Source organism: Shinella sp. G-2 (assembly GCF_050172695.1).
Classification (GTDB): Bacteria; Pseudomonadota; Alphaproteobacteria; order Rhizobiales; family Rhizobiaceae; genus Shinella.
The window spans coordinates 254,516-272,507 of sequence record NZ_JBBEYH010000004.1 but is presented as its reverse complement, the minus strand read 5'-3'; the positions used below and the strand labels follow the sequence as shown (position 1 = coordinate 272,507).

Here is a 17,992-nt window from a genome sequence, read left to right as displayed (position 1 = left end):
CTCAGCCGCCCTCGGCCTGGACAAGGATTTCGATGCGACGGTTGGCGTCCGCCATCGGATCTTCGGGAACCTTCAGGCGGCGATCGGCAAAGCCGGTGACTTGGCTCACGCGCTTTTCCTCGAGGCCGCCGCGCACGAGCATGTAATAGGCGCTCTGCGCGCGGTCGAGGGACAGGCGCCAGTTGTCGTTCTTGCCGCCGGCAAAGGGACGGGCGTCGGTATGGCCGCGGATCGCGATGGCGCCCGGCCGGCCCTCGAGAATCTTGCCGATCTTCTCCATGGCGAGCACCATTTCCTGGCGCGGCACCGCGGAGCCGACATTGAACATCGGCGTGTCGAGCTGGTCGGTGAGGCTGACGAGCAGGCCGCCTTCGGCGGGCGTCACGGTCAGGCCTTCGGCAAGCTTGCCGAGCGTGCCGATCTGCTGCGTGATCTCTTTCTTGAGTTCGTCCGCCTTCTTGTCGTCTTCGGCCTTGGCGACATCGGCCGCGGCCTTGTCCGCCTCGGCCTTGTTTTCTTCCGCCTTCTTCACGGCTTCTTCGATATTGGCCTTCTCGAGCGCTTCCTCGACCGTGCGGTCGGTGTCGACGGCGGCCATCTTCTGGCCCGCCTGGCCGTCCTTGGACTGGCTTTCGCTGCCGGCATTGGTCGCTTCGGAGATTTCCACCTGCTGCGTCCAGAAATCGGGATCGAACGGATCGCGATAGGCTTCGCCGCCACTGGCGCCGGTAGCCGGGCCGGAATTGGCCGCACCGCCCTCGCCCTTGGCGCTGACATTGGCCTGCTGGCCGACTTCCTGCGCGATCTCGGACAGGACCGAATAGGGATTGTCGAAGAAATCGGCCTGGGAATACTTCGTTTCCTCGCCGGCCGTCGTGTTCTCGTCCTTGCCCTTTTCGGCGCCGTTGCCGCTCGCCTGCTGCTGGCCCTGTTCCTTGGACTTGTCCTGCGTCGCCTCGCCTTCCTTGTCGTTGGCGGGTTTCTTCACGGACTTGTCGGCCGGCTTGTCGTCGGTCAGCTTGATCGGATTGAAATAGGAGGCGACCGAGGCCTTGGTCTCCTCGTTCGCGGCATTGACGAGCCACATGACGAGGAAGAACGCCATCATGGCCGTCATGAAGTCGGCATAGGCGATCTTCCAGGCGGCCGAATGGTGGTCGCCGTCATGATCGCCATGGCGCTTGACGATGATGATCTCGTTCTTGCCGTGGTGGTGATTTTCGCCTTCGCTCATGCAAGCACCTTGCGTACGGTGTCAGCCCAGGCCGACATCCGTGTTACCAGGACGGCGTCGCCGAATTCCACCGTCAAATCGACATCCTGCACCTCGACATGGCGGAACACCGGAACGGGTTCCTCGAAGTGCGACTTCAATTGCTCGAAGAGGTCCAGCGGCCCCTTCACCGTGATCGTCAGGCCATCGCCGTCCTTCAGGCCTTCGCTGATCATGCGTGCAAGGTCCGAGACCGCGCCCCTGGTCAGCACCTGGCTCATGATGGGGGCGAGCACCTGCGCGGCCTGCGCGGACACCCGCTCCGACACCTCTTCCGTCCAGGCGGCGAAGCGGTCGGAAAGCGCGCTGGCATATTGACGCTCGTAGCGTATCTTCAACACGTCGAACTCGGCCTTGTGCGCCTCCTTGAGGGCGGCGATCTCGGCTTCGTACTTGGCGGAAAGCGCCGCCTCCGCCTCGGCCTTGCCCTCGGCGAAAGCCGCGGCCCGTTCGGCGTCGAGATCCACCATCGGCATGGCGGGCGGCGGGGCGAAGGCTTCGGCAGCGAACGCCCCTTCGTCCTGCGCAAAGCTCGGCGGCTGGAAGGCGGGCGTCTGCGGCACGCGCGGCGGCGTTCCGAAATCCTTCAGGTAACGGGCGAGATGGGTGCTCATGCTGCACCGCCCTGCCCCGGCGCGAGCCGGCCGAACGCAAAGGAGGCCCGGCGGCATGGCCGCGGGCCGCTTCGACGTTCGTTCGAAAAATCACTCTTGCCTGACAACACCGCGAACCTGTCTCCCCGGACACCGCACCCTTCGGAGGCGAAAGGCGCACAATCTTCCTGATCGTGCTCGCCAGCCTAGGGGCTCAAACTTGTGCGAGGATGAAGATGAAGGGTGTTGGGCCGCGCCAGGGCAATCGCGCGGCCCAACCGCCCGCCTCGGCCGATGACCAGCGGCCGGGCGGAAGAACGTGCCGCCTTACTGGCGGAAGAGCTGGAGGATGTTCTCCGCGCTCGAATTGGCGATCGACAGCGACTGGATGCCGAGCTGCTGCTGGGTCTGCAGCGCCTTGAGCCGGGTCGATTCCTCGTTCATGTCGGCATCGACGAGACGGCCGATGCCCTTGTCGATCACGTCGCCGAGGCTGGCGACGAAGCTTTCCTGCATCTCGATACGCTTGGTGATGGCGCCGAGCGTGGAGGCCGAGTTCGTCAGGTTCTTGATGATATGGTCGGTCACGCTGATCATGCCGTCCAGCTCGTCATAGGTCGTCGCCAGCCCGATCTCGATCGGGGAGCCGGCATCGGGCGTTCCCATGTTGATCAGATAGTAGGATCCGGTGAGGGCCGGGTTGTCGGTGACCGTGGTGACGTCCACCGCCTTGGTGAGATAGCCCTGGGATGGGGTCTGCACGTCGATCAGCACGGAGTTCGCCGTATCGAAATCGAGCGTCGTGACCTGAACGTTGCCGGTGGCGGCGCGGACGAAGGACGCGACGACCGACTTGATGCCGAGCGGCGTGCTGCCGGCATTGTAAAGCCAGTTCTCGCCGGAGAAGGAGGCGGACTGGGCGGCCGAAACGAGCTGGTTCTTCAGCTCCTTCAGTTCGTCGTTGATCTTGTTCTTGTCGACGCCCGGCTCGCGGGCGGCCACGAGCTTCGCCTTGATCTCGCTCATCACCTCGATGGTGTTCTCGAGCGCGGTATAGGCGGTGTCGACCTTGGCGGCGCCGAGGCCGAGGGCGTCCGCCACGGTGGAGATCGCCCGGTTGTCGGAGCGCATGGTGGTCGCGATCGACCAGTAGGCGGCGTTGTCGGAGGCGGTCTCGACGCGCAAGCCGGAGGAAACGCGGGCCTGGGTGGTCTCCAGGCTGTTGTCGATGGAACGGAGGGTCTGCAGCGCCGCCATGGCGGCGGAGTTGGTCAAGATGCTGGTCATTGGCACTAGCCCTGAAAGAAGATTGTCGGGGACATGCCGGAGTGAGGCGGGGACCGGTAACGACAGGGGGCTTCATGCATCCGGCGCCGCTCGTTTGCCCTGGGCGCCGATCCATCGTTCTTAATGACTGGTTAACGGGAAATGGTTAACAAATGGTTAATGACGTTAAGACTTCAGAAAGGTGCATGAAAAAAGCGTAAGTTTTTCACGGCCAGATCTGGCCATGCCTTGGCGACCCGGATTCGGGGCCTGCGCCGCCGAAACCCCTGTGAATTGCGCCGTTGCGGGAAATGCAGGGCGTATCGCAAAACGCAGGCCGGGAGGCGGAAAGCCTTGTCACGACAGGGCAAATCGCGCAAAACGGCGCTGCTCGCCGGTTTGCAACCTTGGCGGGGCCGTTAACCCAAAATTAAAGACTGACGGTTTAGAACTGCCGTAGGTCGAAAAGGGAGTAGTGGGACGTCTGTCCGCCTTCCTGTACAGCATAGCCGATGCAAGGCGTTTGCGACCAAATGGCGTAGGGATCGAAGCCGCTCGGCTTCGACGCATGATGCCCTTCCAATGCGCTGGCTCGTTCGAGCCATGTTTCAATTGACATTGTTTTCGTCCGACCGGACGTCCGAACGTCAAGCGCCCAAAGTCGGCGCCCGACCGAGCGGTACCACGGCTGGCGCATGGCGCGCTTGAAGACCCGAGGAGAAGACCAACCTCTTCCCGCACGGTCGGTGGCACGAAAACGACGTTGACCAGATCAGCTAGAACCAAGGGCGCGTCCATGACTTCTATCATTTCCAATCTGACCGTCAGCCAGATCAGAGGCCTTTCCACGGCGGCCATCCAGTCGCTCGGCACTGCAGATGTCGCGGCCTTCACCGCTGACAAGATTGCAGCCCTCAGCTCCTCGCAGCTCAATGCCTTCACGACCTCGAGCTTCGTCGCCTTCAATTCGAGCCAGATCGGCGCCATCGCCGCCACGGCTCTGCGCGGCTTGAACGCGAGCCAGATCGCAGCGCTCGATTCGGGCCACCTCGTCGGCCTCACCGCCACGCAGGCCGGTTCGCTGACCAGCGCGCAGGTCGCCACGTTCACGACGAGCGAAGTCGCGGCCCTCGATTCCAAGCAGATCGCAGCCCTCGGCTACGACGTCTTCACGACGTTCGATTCGGCTGAAATCGCGCTCTTCACCACCGCTGAACTTTCCGCCATCAACGACAAGGCGATCGCGGCCCTCGCGACGGCCACCCTCAGCAGCCTGTCGACGGACCGTCTCGCCGCCCTCACCACCAAGCAGGTCGCCGCGCTCACCACCACGCAGCTCGGCGCGCTGACGACGGCGCAGGTCAACTCGCTCAGCACGGACAAGGTCAAGGCCCTCAGCGCCAAGCAGGTTTCCGCCCTCGGCACCGCACAGGTCGCAGCCCTCGGCACCACCCAGGTTGCAGCCCTGACCAGCACGCAGGTCGCCGCACTCACGACCACGCAGGCCAACGTTCTCTCGACGGCCCAGGTCGAAGCGCTGACCTCCACGCAGATCGCCGCCCTCGGCGCCGCCGTCCTGAAGACGATCAACTCCGCGGAGCTCGCTCTCTTCACCTCGGCTGAAATCTCCGCCATCAGCGACAAGGCCCTCGCCGGCCTCGACACCGCAGCGCTTGCCAGCCTGACGACCGACAAGCTCGCCGCTCTCGGCACCAAGCAGATTGCCGCTCTTTCCAGCGCGCAGCTCGGCGCCCTGACGACGGCTCAGGTCAACTCGCTCGCCACCGACAAGATCAAGGCGCTTAGCGCCAAGCAGGTCTCGGCCCTCGGCACCGCACAGGTCGCCGCCCTCGGCACGGCCCAGGTCGCTGCCCTGACGAGCACGCAGGCTGCCGCTCTGACCACGGCCCAGGCCGCCGCCCTTTCGACCGCCCAGGTCGAAGCCCTGACGTCTTCGCAGATCGCATCCCTCGGCGCGGCCGTCATCAAGACGATCAACTCCGCGGAACTGGCGCTCTTCACCACGGCTGAACTTGCCGCCATCAGCGACAAGGCCCTTGCCGGCCTCGACACCGCCGCTCTCGCCAGCCTGACGACCGACAAGCTTGCCGCCCTGAACACCAAGCAGATCGCAGCCCTGTCGAGCGCACAGCTCGGCGCGCTGACGACGGCCCAGGTCAACTCGCTCGCCACCGACAAGCTGAAGGCGCTCAGCGCCAAGCAGGTCTCCGCGCTCGGGACCGCACAGGTCGCCGCTCTCGGCACCACCCAGGTCGCCGCCCTGACCAGCGCCCAGGCTGCCGCGCTCACGACGGCTCAGGCCGCCGCTCTCTCGACGGCCCAGGTCGAAGCCCTGACGTCCTCGCAGATCGCCGCTCTCGGCGCCGCTGTGATGAAGACGATCAACTCCGCGGAACTGGCGCTCTTCACCACGGCTGAAATCTCCGCCATCAACGACAAGGCCCTTGCCGGTCTCGACACGGCGGTTCTTGCCAGCCTGACGACGGACAAGCTCGCAGCCCTCGGCACCAAGCAGATCGCGGCCCTGTCGAGCGCACAGCTCGGCGCGCTGACGACGGCTCAGGTCAACTCGCTGGCGACGGACAAGATCAAGGCCCTCAGCGCCAAGCAGGTTTCCGCCCTCGGCACTGCACAGGTGGCCGCCCTCGGCACGACCCAGGTCGCTGCCCTGACCAGCGCCCAGGCCGCTGCGCTGACGACGGCTCAGGCCGCCGCGCTCTCCACGGCCCAGGTCGAAGCCCTGACCTCCTCGCAGATCGCCGCTCTCGGCGCCGCTGTGATGAAGACGATCAACTCCGCGGAACTGGCGCTCTTCACGACCGCCGAACTCTCCGCCATCAACGACAAGGCCCTTGCCGGCCTCGACACGGCAGCGCTTGCCAGCCTGACGACCGACAAGCTCGCCGCCCTGAACACCAAGCAGATCGCTGCTCTTTCCAGCGCCCAGCTCGGTGCTCTGACGACGGCCCAGGTCAACTCGCTCGCAACCGACAAGATCAAGGCCCTCAGCGCCAAGCAGGTTTCGGCTCTCGGCACCGCACAGGTCGCCGCCCTCGGCACGGCCCAGGTCGCCGCCCTGACCAGCGCCCAGGCCGCCGCGCTCACGACGGCGCAGGCCACCGCGCTCTCCACGGCGCAGGTCGAAGCCCTCACCTCCACGCAGATCGCAGCCCTCGGTGCGGCCGTCATCAAGACGATCAACTCCGCGGAACTGGCGCTCTTCACCACGGCTGAAATTGCTGCGATCAACGACAAGGCAGTCGCCGGCCTCGACACCGCCGCTCTCGCCAGCCTGACGACCGACAAGCTCGCCGCCCTCGGCACCAAGCAGCTCGCTGCGCTCTCCAGCACCCAGCTCGGCGCCCTGACCACGGCTCAGGTCAACTCGCTCGCAACCGACAAGCTGAAGGCGCTCAGCGCCAAGCAGGTCTCGGCCCTCGGCACGGCACAGGTCGCCGCTCTCGGAACGGCTCAGGTCGCTGCCCTGACCAGCGCCCAGGCCGCCGCGCTCACGACCAACCAGGCCGCCGCTCTGTCGACGGCCCAGGTCGAAGCCCTGACCTCCTCGCAGATCGCAGCCCTCGGTGCGGCCGTCATCAAGACGATCAACTCCGCGGAACTGGCGCTCTTCACCACCGGTGAGCTCGCCGCCATCAGCGACAAGGCCCTTGCCGGCCTCGACACCGCAGCACTTGCCAGCCTGACGACGGACAAGCTTGCTGCCCTGACGACCAAGCAGATCGGCGCGCTCTCCAGTGCACAACTCGGTGCCCTGTCGACCGCACAGGTCAACTCGCTCAGCACGGACAAGCTGAAGGCGCTCAGCGCCAAGCAGGTCTCCGCGCTCGGCACGGCTCAGATCGCTGCCCTCGGCACGACCCAGGTCGCGTCCCTGACCAGCGCCCAGGCCGCCGCGCTCACGACCAACCAGGCTGCCGCTCTCTCGACGGCCCAGGTCGAAGCCCTGACCTCCTCGCAGATCGCGGCACTCGGCGCGGCTGTGGTCAAGACCTTCAACTCCGCAGAACTGGCGCTCTTCACCACGGCTGAACTCTCCGCCATCAGTGACAAGGCCGTCTCCGGTATCGACACGGCTGCCCTTGCGGGCCTTGCCACGGACAAGCTCGCTGCCCTGACCACCAAGCAGCTCGGCGCGCTCTCCAGCACGCAGCTCGGCGCGCTGACCACGGCTCAGGTCAACTCGCTCAGCACGGACAAGGTCAAGGCCCTCAGCGCCAAGCAGGTCTCGGCCCTCGGCACCGCACAGGTCGCAGCACTTGGCACCACCCAGATTGCAGCCCTGACCAGCAGCCAGGCCGCGGCACTGACCACGGCTCAGGCCGCCGCCCTCTCGACGGCTCAGGTCGAAGCCCTGACCTCCTCGCAGATCGCGGCGCTCGGCGCGGCTGTCATCAAGACCTTCAACTCGGCTGAACTCGGCCTGTTCACCACCGCAGAAATTGCCGCCATCAGCGACAAGGCTCTTGCGGGTGTGGATACCGCCGCCCTCGCCGGCCTTGCCACGGACAAGCTCGCCGCCCTGAGCACCAAGCAGATCGGCGCGCTCTCCAGTGCACAGCTCGGCGCTCTGTCGACCGCGCAGGTCAACTCGCTCAGCACGGACAAGATCAAGGCCCTGAACGCCAAGCAGCTCTCCGCTCTCGGCACGGCCCAGATCGCAGCGCTCGGCACCAGCCAGGTGGCTGCCCTCGATGCCAAGAACATCACCGGGCTCACCACCGCGCAGATCACGGCCCTGAACTCGGCCCAGATCGAGGCCCTGAACTCCGCACAGATCGCGGCCCTCTCGGCCGAGGCCATCAAGTCGATGAGCACCGACGAGATCAAGACCTTCACGACCGCCGAACTCGCTGCCATCAGCGTCAAGGCAATCGCGGGCCTGGGCACCGACGATATCGCGGCGCTCAGCACCACGCAGGTCCGCGCTCTCAACGCCGAGCAGATCGCCGCGATGAACTCCTCGCAGGTCGAGGCCATCATCAAGGCCTACACCACGGTCTAAGCCGAGCGCTTCAGATCCCAGACATCCGGCGGCGCGGCCTTTCAGGTCGCGCCGCTGTCTTATTATCGGCTCCCCTCCCCCGAAAGGGACCAGCCCGACGCAAGTCAACTCCGGTAGCAAGGCAGACGAGCTCATTGCGAGTCCGTTCAACAGCCCGGCCAGCAGGCCCCTTGCCGCAGGATGTCATGACCGTCAGCCCTTCCACCACGCCCGACCCGAACGCGCCGTTCCTCCATCTTCTCCTGCGTGCGCGCAGCCAGCAGCTCTCGCTTGCCGATCTCTTCCAGACGGCGGAAACCCTCTCGGCCGCGGGCCAGACGGCGGCGGCGGTCGAGCTCTACAAGACCTGGATCGCCTTCAACGACACCAATCCCCTCCTGCATCTCGCCTATTTCAACTTTGCGGTTTCGCTCTCCAAGGCCGGCGACGTCGCCGCCACGCTTCATGCGCTGCGCGCGGCGGTGCGGCTGAGCCCGCTCTTCGGCCAGGCGCATATCAATCTCGGCCGGACGCTGGAGGATTGCGGGCTCACCGAACAGGCCGTGCAACAGTGGCGCGTCTTCGTCGACGCCACCGCGGAAATCTCTCCCGACCGGCTCAACAACCGCCTGCTGAGCCTTCAGCATATCGGCCGCGTGCTGGAAGGCACCAACCAGCTCGACGAGGCCGAAGCCGCCCTCTGGCAGGCCATGGAGCTGCAGCCGACGCGGCCCGAAGCCGCCCAGCACTGGATCTCGCTGCGCATGCGCCAGTGCAAGTGGCCGCCGATCACGCCCTCGACCCATATGACAGTCCGCAACTTCATGGACGCCATGTCCTCCATGACGATCGCCTGCTACGCGGACGACCCGCTGTTCCATCTCGCAAAGGCCTATCGCTACAGCAGCAAGACCGTCGGCCGCCCCGAGGACCTTGCCGCCTTCCAGCGCCAGACGGTGCGCCACAAGACGGGCACCGGGCAGCGCCTTCGCGTCGGCTACGTCTCCTCGGACCTGCGCCAGCACGCGGTCGGCTTCGCGCTCAGCGAGGTGCTGGAGCTGCACGACAAGGCCTCGGTGGAGATCTACGCCTATTACTGCGGCGACCCCGCGCCGATCGACCCGACGCAGGCCCGCATCAAGGAGGCGGTCGACCACTGGCGGGACATTGCCGGGCTCAGCGACATCGATGCGGCGCGGCAGATCGCGGCCGACGAGATCGACGTACTCATCGACGTCAACGGCTATACGAAACATGCCCGCACGAAGATCTTCGCCTATCGGCCCGCACCGGTCATCGTCAATTTCTGCGGCTATCCCGGCACGATGGCGAGCCCGTATCACCAGTACATGATCGCCGACGAAACGATCGTGCCGCCGGAAAACGAGCTCTACTACACGGAAAAGGTCCTGCGCATCGCCTGCAACCAGCCGGTGGACCGCAAGCGCGCGGTGAGCCCGCGTCCGACCCGCGCTTCCGCCGGCCTGCCGGAAGACGCCTTCGTCTTCGCCAGCTTCAATGGCATGCAGAAGATCAATGCGCCCTGCTTCGCCCGGTGGCTTGCCATCCTTCACGCGACGCCTGGCAGCGTGCTCTGGCTGCTCGCCGGCGACGAGAGCGCCAACGAGCGCCTGCGCAGGATCGCCGAGGAGGCCGGCATCGCGCCGGAGCGGCTCATCTTCGCCGGCAAGACGCTGAACCACGATCACCTCGCCCGCATCGGGCTTGCCGATCTTTTCCTCGACACGTTCCCCTATGGCGCACATTCCACCGCCGCCGATGCCATCACGCAGGGCCTGCCCGTCCTCACCATTGCCGGCAAGAGCTTCGCCTCGCGCTTCTGCGCCAGCATCGTCACGGCCGCCGGCATTCCCGAGATGGTCTGCACCGGTGCGGACGAATACGTGCGCAAGGCCGTCGCCTTCGCCCACAATCCGGCAAGTCTCGTCACCGTACGCGAATCGCTCCAGCGCCAGCGGGACACGTCGGCCCTGCGCGACATGCCGGCGCTTGCCCGCCGGCTCGAGGAGCTGTTCTGGCAGATGCAGGGTGATGCGGAACGCGGCGAGACGCCCGTGCCGGACCTGCGCAACCTCGACATCTACTATGAGCTCGGCACCGAGCTTGCCGCCAGCGGCATCGAGATCGAGGACGATGCAGCCTATCGCGCCCGCTACCGCGCCGCGCTGGATGCACTGAACGATTTCGCCCCACTCTCGCCCGACGCGCGCCTCTGGCCCGCCGGGCAGTGAGCGGAGGGCGAGCCATGAAAGACGAGAAGATTCTCATCGTCGGCGCCGGCCTTTCGGGCGCCGTCATCGGCCGGGAACTGGCCCAGGAAGGCTACCGCGTCGAAATCCTCGATGCGCGCAACCATATCGGCGGCAACTGCCATACCGAGCGGGATGCGGCGACGGGCGTGATGGTGCATATCTACGGCCCGCATATCTTCCATACGGACGACGCGGAAGTCTGGGACTATGTGAACGGTTTCACGACCTTCCTGCCCTACAAGAACCGCGTGAAGACGACGAGCGGCGGCAGCGTCTATTCGCTGCCGGTCAACCTGCACACCATCAACCAGTTCTTCGACAAGACCTTCCGCCCCGACGAGGCCCGCGCCTTCATCGAGGAGCAGGCCGACAAGACCATCGCGGATCCGCAGACCTTCGAGGAGCAGGCGCTGCGCTTCGTCGGCCGCGATCTCTACGAGGCCTTCTTCGAGGGCTATACCCAGAAACAGTGGGGCTGCTCGCCGACCGCGCTTCCGGCCTCGATCCTGAAGCGCCTGCCGGTGCGCTTCAACTACGACGACAACTACTTCTTCCATAAGTATCAGGGCATGCCGGAAAACGGCTATACCGAGATGGTTGCCGGCATTCTCGATCATCCGAACATTTCGGTGAAGCTTGAGACCGGTTTCCGGCGCGGCGCGGAAACAGGCTTCGACCATGTCTTCTATTCCGGGCCGCTCGACGGCTATTTCGACTACGAGCTTGGCCGTCTCGGCTACCGCACGCTGGATTTCGAGCGCTTCACCTATGACGGCGACTATCAGGGCTGCGCGGTGATGAACTATGGCGACGTCTCGGTGCCTTACACGCGCATCACCGAACACAAGCACTTCTCGCCCTGGGAGGAGCACAAGGGCTCGGTTTGCTACCGGGAATTCTCGCGGGCCTGCGAGCCCGACGACATCCCCTATTATCCGATCCGGCTCGTCGAGGAGAAGGCGCAGCTTGCCGACTACGTAGCGCGCGCCGAAGGGGAAACGGGCGTCACCTTCGTCGGCCGGCTCGGCACATACCGGTATCTCGACATGGACGTGACGATCCGCGAGGCGCTGGACACCGCACGGCTCTTCCTTGCCCGCAGGGCGGAAGGCACGGCCATGGCGGCGTTCCTGAAATCGCCGCTTTGAAACGAAGAAGGCCCCGGTGAACCGGGGCCTCCTGAAATCTTGAAGGATCTGGCTTCCGCCTTCCGATTAACGGAAGAGCTGGAGGATGCCTTCCGACGAGGAGTTGGCGATCGACAGCGACTGGATGCCGAGCTGCTGCTGCGTCTGAAGGGCCTTCAGGCGGGTGGACTCTTCGTTCATGTCAGCGTCGACGAGACGGCCGATACCCGAGTCGATGGAGTCGGACAGCTTGTTGACGAAGTCTTCCTGCAGGTTGATGCGGGTCGAGATCGAACCGAGCTTGGCGCCGGCGCTGGTCATGGCCTGGAGACCCGCGTCAACCAGCTTCAGGGCTTCGGACATGCCGGCATTCGACAGGCCGCTGATGTCGAGGTTGTAGATCGACATGGTGCCGACCGTGGTGGCAGCAGCCGTCACGCCGTCGGCAGCGTCGTCGTTGAAGTCGACCGTGGACCAGTTGGCAGCGGTCGTGCCGAGGATACCGGACGTTGCCGTCGTGTAGTCGATCGCACCGTTGGTATCGCCACCGAACAGCAGGGACGGGCCGTCGGCGCCGAAGCCGCCGTCGAGCGAGTAGCTGGTGGTCTTGACGGAGACGTTGTTGGCGCTGTCGCGGACGAAGCCCGAAACGACCGTCACGCCGATGGTGGTCGTGCCGTCGCTGGTGCTGACGCCGCCGGCAACCCAGTTTTCGCCGGAGAAGGAAGCGGATTCGGCGATGGACTTCAGCTGTTCCTGGAGCTGGTCGATTTCTTCCTGGACCTTGGCCTTGTCAACGCCTTCTTCCGTGGCGGTCACGACCTTGGCCTTGATTTCCTTGACGACGTCGATGGCGCTTTCCATGGCGGCGTAGGCGGTGTCGACCTTGGAGGCGCCGAGGCCGAGGGCGTCCTGTACGGCGGAAAGGGCGAGATTGTCAGAGCGCATCGTGGTCGCGATGGACCAGTAGGCGGCGTTGTCGGCGGCTACGCCAACGCGCATGCCCGAGGAAACGCGGCCCTGCGTGGTTTCCATGTCGTTGCCGATGGTGCGCAGGGTCTGGAGGGCGGACATCGCCGCAACGTTGGTCAGAATGCTCGTCATGTTTTGGGTGCCCCTTGAATGGCTGACTAAAGAAAGGGACATTCCGGGCAATACCGGTGAACGGCGAGCAGCATCATGCTTGCCAACGGGCTGAATTCTTGTTGGCCCGCCGTTTCGATGGCCCAAGCTAACGGGAACATGGTTAACAGATCGCTAAGCGGGAAAAATTTGTTGGACAGGGTTGAAAACGGCAAAGCCGCACCCGTTTCCGGATGCGGCTTTTGAACCGTTTGGGGGTGCTCGGGTCAGCCTCCTTCGCACCATCCCCTTCGACCTTCAGGCGGGTGAAACTCTGCGGTCAGCCCCCGCTCGTTTCGGCCTGGAAGTCTCGGCATCCCAGGCATTTGCGCCGGGTGCGAGATCAATTTCGCAAGACCTGCTTACCGATTTCCTAATTTCGGCGGCCCCGTAAAAAGGGCTTCGTTTTATGGTAAATGGCCCGCCAACAAGCATGGTTAATCCATCGTTTCATGGGCGCAAAAAAAGCCCAAAAGAAAGAGGCCGCGCACGGGGCGCGGCCTCAATCTTTTCTCGACGATCCGTAAGGATTAACGGAAGAGCGAGAGGATGTTCTGCGAGTTGGAGTTCGCGATCGACAGCGACTGGATCGCCAGCTGCTGCTGGGTCTGCAGGGCCTTGAGGCGCGTGGACTCTTCGTTCATGTCGGCGTCGACGAGGCGGCCAACGCCCTTTTCGATGGCGTCGGAGAGCTTCGACATGAAGTCTTCCTGCAGGCCGATGCGCATGGAGACCGAGCCGAACTTGGAGCCGAGGCTGGCCATCAGCTTCAGCGATTCGTCGACGTCGGAGATCATGCCGTCGAGCTGCGTGTCGGTCGTGCCCGAGTTGATCGAGAGGCTGACGACGATGTTGCCGTCGGTGCGGGTGTTGCCCAGGATGCCTTCGGTCAGCGTCAGGGTGCCGGCAGACGAGTCGAAGCCGAGCAGCTTGTTGTCGTTGTCGATCGTGAGGGCTTCGGTCTTGACCGAAACCGACGTGGTCGGCGAACCGCCGGACGTGTCGGCCGAGCGGACGAAGCCGGTGACGACAGTGACGGAACCGTCAGCAGCAGCGACCCAGTTCTGGCCGTTGAAGGAAGCGGATTCTGCGATGGACTTCAGCTGGCCCTGGAGCTGGGTGATTTCTTCCTGGACCTTGGCCTTGTCGACGCCCTGTTCCTTGGCGGAAACCAGCTTCTTCTTGATTTCGTTGACGACATCGATCGATGCGTCGACTGCGCCGTAGGCAACGTCGACCTTGGCGGCGCCGATGCCGAGTGCGTCGTTGACAGCCGACAGGGCCTTGTTGTCCGAGCGCATGGTGGTGGCGATCGACCAGTAAGCAGCGTTATCGGAAGCCGCAGCGACGCGCATACCCGACGAAATGCGGTTCTGCGTCGAGTCCATGTCGTTGTTGATGGTGCGCAGCGTCTGGAGAGCTGCGGTTGCAGCCGTGTTGGTGAGAATGCTCGACATTCAAGTTGTCCCTTTGAACGAAATACTGGTGGGGACATACCGGACTGAATACTTACCGGTTACGGCGGTTCGGCATCATGCCAACTCGGTTTCTCCAGCGTTCTGAAGGACACCAAACCCGTCGTGTGGAGCCCAAAGTCGCAGCCAATCCTTGCCAACTTCTTAAATTGGACGGGCGCTTTCGACCCACCGGAAAACAGGGTTAACCGGCGGTAAGACGGGATGGTTAAGGGGGTGTGAAGGCTTTAGCTAAAGGACCTGACGAGGCTGCCGACGAGCAGATTCCAGCCGTCGATGAGCACGAAGAACAGGATCTTGAAAGGCAGCGAGATAGAGGTCGGCGGCAGCATCATCATGCCCATGGCCATGGTGATGGTGGCGACGATCATGTCGATGACGAGGAAGGGCAGCACGACGAGGAAGCCGATCTCGAAGCCGCGACGGATTTCCGAGATCATGAAGGCCGGGATGACGACGCGCAGGTCCGCGACATTGTTCTCGACGACCTTCTGTCCGCGCTCCTCGGCGAGCGAGATGAAGAGCTCGATGTCCTTGTCGCGGGTATTGGCCACCATGAATTCGCGGAAGGGCTCGGCGATGCGCTTGGCCGCTTCCGTCTCGTCGATCTGGTTGGCGATCAGCGGTTCGACGCCGTTCTGCCAGGCGCGGTCGAAGGTCGGCGCCATGACGTAGAAGGTCATGAAGAGGGCGAGCGAGACGAGGATCATGTTCGAGGGCGTGGTGGCAAGGCCCATGCCCGAACGCAGGATCGAGAAGGCGATGACGAAGCGCGGGAAGCTCGTCACCATGATCAGGATGCCGGGCGCAACCGACAGGATCGTCAGGAGCCCGAAGGAACGGATGATCCAGGAGGCGACGGAGCCTTCGACGGGCGCGTTGAGGAGATCGCCCGGCAGCTGCAACTGCTGCTGGGCGTAGGCCACGCCGGTCATCGCCATCATGGCGAGGAAGGTCAGAAGGACTCGAATCATTCGATCACGAAGGTGCGGAACATGACGTTGGTTACGCGCCCTTCGGACCGGAGGTCAACCCGCTCCTGCAGGTCTTCCCGGAGATATTGGAAACCGCGCGGCCCCTGGACCTGCTGCAGCGAGACGGTGCGCATATAGGCCATGATGTCCTGGTGGATTTCCTCGGCCAGCGCCACGTCGGGCGCGCCCTTGAACATCAGCGCCACTTCGAGGCGCACACGGTTGTCGGAAGGGTAGGCAAGGTTGCTGGTGATCGGGTCGAGCAGCACGACGCCGTTCGCCTCGGTGGAGATATGCGGGATTTCGCCCGCCTCCGCCTTTTCGCCGCCACCGTGGCCGCCCGCGGCCTTGGCCACCTCTTCCGCCGGCTTTTCGGCCGGGGGCGGGGCAAGCATATTGCCGACGAGCCAGCCGCCGCCGCCGGCCAGCAGCGTCAGGACGGCGATGATCGCGATTGTGATGACCAGCGAGGGTTTCTTTTTCTCGGCGCCCTGTTCTTCGTCCGCCATGTTCGTCTTCCCGTATTGCGAGGATGGGATCGTCAGATCGGCGAGAACAGGTCGACGGCCTGCTGGCCCCACGGCGGTTGCTGCACTTCGGTCAGGCGGCCGCGGCCACCGTAGGAGATGCGGGCTTCCGCGATGCGCTCGTAGGAGATCTGGTTGTTGGCGTCGACATCCTGCGGGCGCACGATGCCGGCGACGTTGAGGATGCGCAGCTCATGGTTCACCCGCACTTCCTGCGAGCCGGAAATCAGGAGATTGCCGTTCTCGATGACGCCGGTGACGACCGCGGCGACGAGCAGGTTCAGCTTTTCGGACCGCTCCGTCGTGCCGTCGCCCTTCGTGCTGGTCGAGGAGCCGTAGTTGAGATCGGCCGACGTATCGACGCTGAAATTGTTGCCCGAGCCGCCGAAACCGAGGTTCATGCCGCTCTTGTTGGTGCGGGAGCGGTCGGTCTTGTTGTCGAAGCTCGCCTTGTCGTTGACGCGGATGTTCACGGTCATGATGTCGCCCACCTTGAAGGCGCGCGAATCCTTGAACAGCGCCGATTGCTGGTCGCTCCAGATCGAATAGCCGGAAACCGCGGTGCGCGGCTGCTTGGGATACATCGCCATCTGCGGCGTCTCGGCATAGTTGAGGCCGCTGCCGATGGGGCTCATCGACGGCGCCCGGCCGATCTCGTTCACAGCCTGACTGGTGCAGCCCGACAAGGCCATCGCGACGGCAAGTGCGGAGGCGGTCTTTTTCATGACGGGTCCTTCGAGGTGTTCGGATCGGTCGCCGAGGCGATGATGCGGGTGAGCATGGCGGCCTTGTCGGCCGGCATCTCGCCGAGGATCGTGCTCGACTGGCGCGGCGGCAGCTTCATGACGATGGCGGACGCGATCTCCGGATCGAGTTCGGCGAGCTGGCTGGCGGCGGCGTCGGGCTTCATCTTGCGGTAGATTTCCACGAGGCCCGCTTCGGCGGACTTCAGGAAATCGTTGCGGCGTTTCAGCCAGTCCTCGTATTCGGCCCGGCGCGTTTCCAGCACCTTGATGCGCTCGTCGACATCCTTCTGCAGCGTTTCCAGTTCCTGCTTCTGCAAGAGGTAACGCTGGTCGCGGGCGGCATCGGCGATGTTGGTGCAGAATTCGCGCACCTCGTCGGTGCTGGCCTTGGTCGTGGTGACGACGGGGCGCTCCTCGGCGAAGGCGCCCGGAATGGCCATCATCACGAAACCGGCGAGCGGCAGGGCGAGCTTGCGGGCGAGTGTCGAAAGGGTCGTGTTCATCATTGCAGCACCAGTTCTGCCTGAAGCGCGCCGGCCGTCTTGATGCTCTGCAGGATGGAGATGATGCCATCCGGCTTGACGCCGATGCTGTTGAGGCCGGAGACGAGCGAGCGCAGGCTGGAGCCGTCGAGCACCGCGACATTGCCGCCGTCCTGCTGCACGAGGATATCCGTGCGCGGCTGGACGGCCGTCACGCCCTTGGAGAAGGGCTCCGGCTGGATCACTTCGGGCATTTCGTTGACCTGCACCGTGAGCGAGCCATAGCTGACGGCGACGGGCGAGATGCGCACGTCCTGGCCGATGACGATGGTGCCCGTTCGTTCGTTGATGACGACGCGCGCCGGCGCGTCCGTCTCGATGACGAGGTTTTCGATATCGGCCATCAGGCGGGCAAGATCGGCCATCTTCGGCTTGGCGATATAGACCGACTGGGAATCGCGCGATTCGGCGATCGGCGAGCCGTACTGGGCGGCCGCATAGCGATTGATCGCATCGGCCATGCCGACCGAGGTCGAGAAATCGGGATTGCGCAGCTGAAGGACGAGGTCGGACGAATCCTTGAAGCGCGAGGGCAGCTCGCGTTCGATGATCGCACCGTTCGGCACGCGGCCGGCGGTCGTCACGCCCTGCTGGACGCTGGCCGCATCGCCATTGGCGCTGAGGCCGGTGACGACGATGGAGCCCTGCGCGACCGCATAGATCTGGCCGTCGGCGCCGGAAAGCGAGGTCATGACGAGCGTGCCGCCGCGCAGCGACGTCGCATCGCCGAGCGAGCCGACCGTCACGTCGATGCGGCTGCCGGGGCTGGCGAAGGGCGGCAGATTGGCCGTGACGAGCACGGCGGCGATGTTCTTGGCGCGCGTCTGCGTGCCCACCATGGAGATGCCGAGGTTCTGCAGCATCGCGCGCATGGACTGCTCGGTGAAGGGCGAGGAGCGCATGCTGTCGCCCGTGCCCTGGAGACCGACGACGAGGCCGTAGCCGATCAGCTGGTTGTCGCGGCCGGCCTGCAGCGAGGCGACGTCCTTGATGCGGGCCGCCGGCAGCGCCGGACCTGCCGCAAGCATCAGGCAGGCGAGAAAGGCTGCGA

The 17,992-nt window shown here is 64.6% G+C and carries 13 protein-coding genes; 3 read left to right on the top strand and 10 right to left on the bottom strand.

Translation table 11 applies throughout. The features are described from left to right. Window position 1: 1 nt before the first annotated feature. From V8U06_RS10375 to V8U06_RS10365, 3 genes are all read right to left on the bottom strand, one after another. The gene (locus V8U06_RS10375; RefSeq protein ID WP_427140554.1) at window positions 2-1,234 is read right to left on the bottom strand and encodes a MotB family protein; all 1,233 of its coding nucleotides are present in this window, start codon (window positions 1,232-1,234) and stop codon (window positions 2-4) included. After that, a complete protein-coding gene (locus tag V8U06_RS10370; protein ID WP_427140553.1) occupies window positions 1,231-1,887 on the bottom strand; it encodes a hypothetical protein in 657 nt (218 codons plus the stop codon). The genes V8U06_RS10375 and V8U06_RS10370 overlap by 4 nt, the downstream gene beginning before the upstream one ends. Before the next feature lie 306 nt (window positions 1,888-2,193). Then, a complete protein-coding gene (locus tag V8U06_RS10365; RefSeq protein ID WP_226920416.1) occupies window positions 2,194-3,153 on the bottom strand; it encodes a flagellin in 960 nt (319 codons plus the stop codon). Window positions 3,154-3,928: 775 nt separating this feature from the next. On the opposite strand from V8U06_RS10365, the gene V8U06_RS10360 reads away from it, so the two are divergent. The 3 genes from V8U06_RS10360 to glf all read left to right on the top strand — a co-directional run bounded on the left by V8U06_RS10360 (window position 3,929) and on the right by glf (window position 11,576). Further along, on the top strand, window positions 3,929-8,176 hold the full coding sequence (locus V8U06_RS10360; RefSeq protein ID WP_427140552.1) for a beta strand repeat-containing protein: 4,248 nt from the start codon (window positions 3,929-3,931) through the stop codon (window positions 8,174-8,176). A 185-nt stretch (window positions 8,177-8,361) separates the two neighbouring features. Then, window positions 8,362-10,407 carry a glycosyl transferase gene (locus V8U06_RS10355; RefSeq protein ID WP_427140551.1) on the top strand — a complete coding sequence of 682 codons (2,046 nt, stop codon included), beginning with the start codon at window positions 8,362-8,364 and terminating at the stop codon, window positions 10,405-10,407. A gap of 14 nt (window positions 10,408-10,421) precedes the next feature. After that, entirely contained in the window at window positions 10,422-11,576 is a 1,155-nt protein-coding gene (glf, locus tag V8U06_RS10350) for a UDP-galactopyranose mutase (RefSeq protein WP_427140550.1), read from the top strand. A gap of 66 nt (window positions 11,577-11,642) precedes the next feature. On the opposite strand, the gene V8U06_RS10345 is transcribed toward glf, so the two are convergent. From V8U06_RS10345 to V8U06_RS10315, 7 genes are all read right to left on the bottom strand, one after another. Continuing rightward, window positions 11,643-12,659: a flagellin gene (locus V8U06_RS10345; protein WP_427140549.1), complete on the bottom strand. Its 1,017-nt coding sequence runs from the start codon at window positions 12,657-12,659 to the stop codon at window positions 11,643-11,645. Window positions 12,660-13,207: 548 nt separating this feature from the next. Further along, window positions 13,208-14,134, bottom strand: coding sequence for a flagellin (locus V8U06_RS10340; RefSeq protein ID WP_427140548.1), 927 nt, complete (start codon window positions 14,132-14,134; stop codon window positions 13,208-13,210). A 245-nt stretch (window positions 14,135-14,379) separates the two neighbouring features. Beyond that, entirely contained in the window at window positions 14,380-15,126 is a 747-nt protein-coding gene (fliP, locus tag V8U06_RS10335) for a flagellar type III secretion system pore protein FliP (protein ID WP_427140547.1), read from the bottom strand. After that, window positions 15,123-15,635, bottom strand: coding sequence for a flagellar basal body-associated FliL family protein (locus tag V8U06_RS10330; RefSeq protein WP_427140546.1), 513 nt, complete (start codon window positions 15,633-15,635; stop codon window positions 15,123-15,125). Before V8U06_RS10330 ends, fliP begins: the two co-directional genes overlap by 4 nt. Window positions 15,636-15,667: 32 nt before the next feature. Further along, window positions 15,668-16,378, bottom strand: a complete 711-nt coding sequence (flgH, locus tag V8U06_RS10325) for a flagellar basal body L-ring protein FlgH (RefSeq protein WP_226920424.1) — start codon at window positions 16,376-16,378, stop codon at window positions 15,668-15,670. Beyond that, a complete protein-coding gene (locus V8U06_RS10320) occupies window positions 16,375-16,905 on the bottom strand; it encodes a MotE family protein (RefSeq protein ID WP_427140545.1) in 531 nt (176 codons plus the stop codon). The genes flgH and V8U06_RS10320 overlap by 4 nt, the downstream gene beginning before the upstream one ends. After that, window positions 16,902-17,969 (bottom strand): flagellar basal body P-ring protein FlgI, encoded by a 1,068-nt coding sequence (locus tag V8U06_RS10315; RefSeq protein ID WP_427140614.1) that lies wholly within the window; start codon window positions 17,967-17,969, stop codon window positions 16,902-16,904. The genes V8U06_RS10320 and V8U06_RS10315 overlap by 4 nt, the downstream gene beginning before the upstream one ends. Window positions 17,970-17,992: the final 23 nt, after the last annotated feature.

Excerpts from the sequence above, each read along its gene's own strand:
- V8U06_RS10375 (WP_427140554.1), bottom strand. The coding sequence starts at position 1,234 with ATGAGCGAAGGCGAAAATCACCACCACGGCAAGAACGAGATCATCATC.
- V8U06_RS10370 (WP_427140553.1), bottom strand. The coding sequence starts at position 1,887 with ATGAGCACCCATCTCGCCCGTTACCTGAAGGATTTCGGAACGCCGCCG.
- V8U06_RS10365 (WP_226920416.1), bottom strand. The coding sequence starts at position 3,153 with ATGACCAGCATCTTGACCAACTCCGCCGCCATGGCGGCGCTGCAGACC.
- V8U06_RS10360 (WP_427140552.1), top strand. The coding sequence starts at position 3,929 with ATGACTTCTATCATTTCCAATCTGACCGTCAGCCAGATCAGAGGCCTT.
- V8U06_RS10355 (WP_427140551.1), top strand. The coding sequence starts at position 8,362 with ATGACCGTCAGCCCTTCCACCACGCCCGACCCGAACGCGCCGTTCCTC.
- glf (WP_427140550.1), top strand. The coding sequence starts at position 10,422 with ATGAAAGACGAGAAGATTCTCATCGTCGGCGCCGGCCTTTCGGGCGCC.
- V8U06_RS10345 (WP_427140549.1), bottom strand. The coding sequence starts at position 12,659 with ATGACGAGCATTCTGACCAACGTTGCGGCGATGTCCGCCCTCCAGACC.
- V8U06_RS10340 (WP_427140548.1), bottom strand. The coding sequence starts at position 14,134 with ATGTCGAGCATTCTCACCAACACGGCTGCAACCGCAGCTCTCCAGACG.
- fliP (WP_427140547.1), bottom strand. The coding sequence starts at position 15,126 with ATGATTCGAGTCCTTCTGACCTTCCTCGCCATGATGGCGATGACCGGC.
- V8U06_RS10330 (WP_427140546.1), bottom strand. The coding sequence starts at position 15,635 with ATGGCGGACGAAGAACAGGGCGCCGAGAAAAAGAAACCCTCGCTGGTC.
- flgH (WP_226920424.1), bottom strand. The coding sequence starts at position 16,378 with ATGAAAAAGACCGCCTCCGCACTTGCCGTCGCGATGGCCTTGTCGGGC.
- V8U06_RS10320 (WP_427140545.1), bottom strand. The coding sequence starts at position 16,905 with ATGATGAACACGACCCTTTCGACACTCGCCCGCAAGCTCGCCCTGCCG.
- V8U06_RS10315 (WP_427140614.1), bottom strand. The coding sequence starts at position 17,969 with ATGCTTGCGGCAGGTCCGGCGCTGCCGGCGGCCCGCATCAAGGACGTC.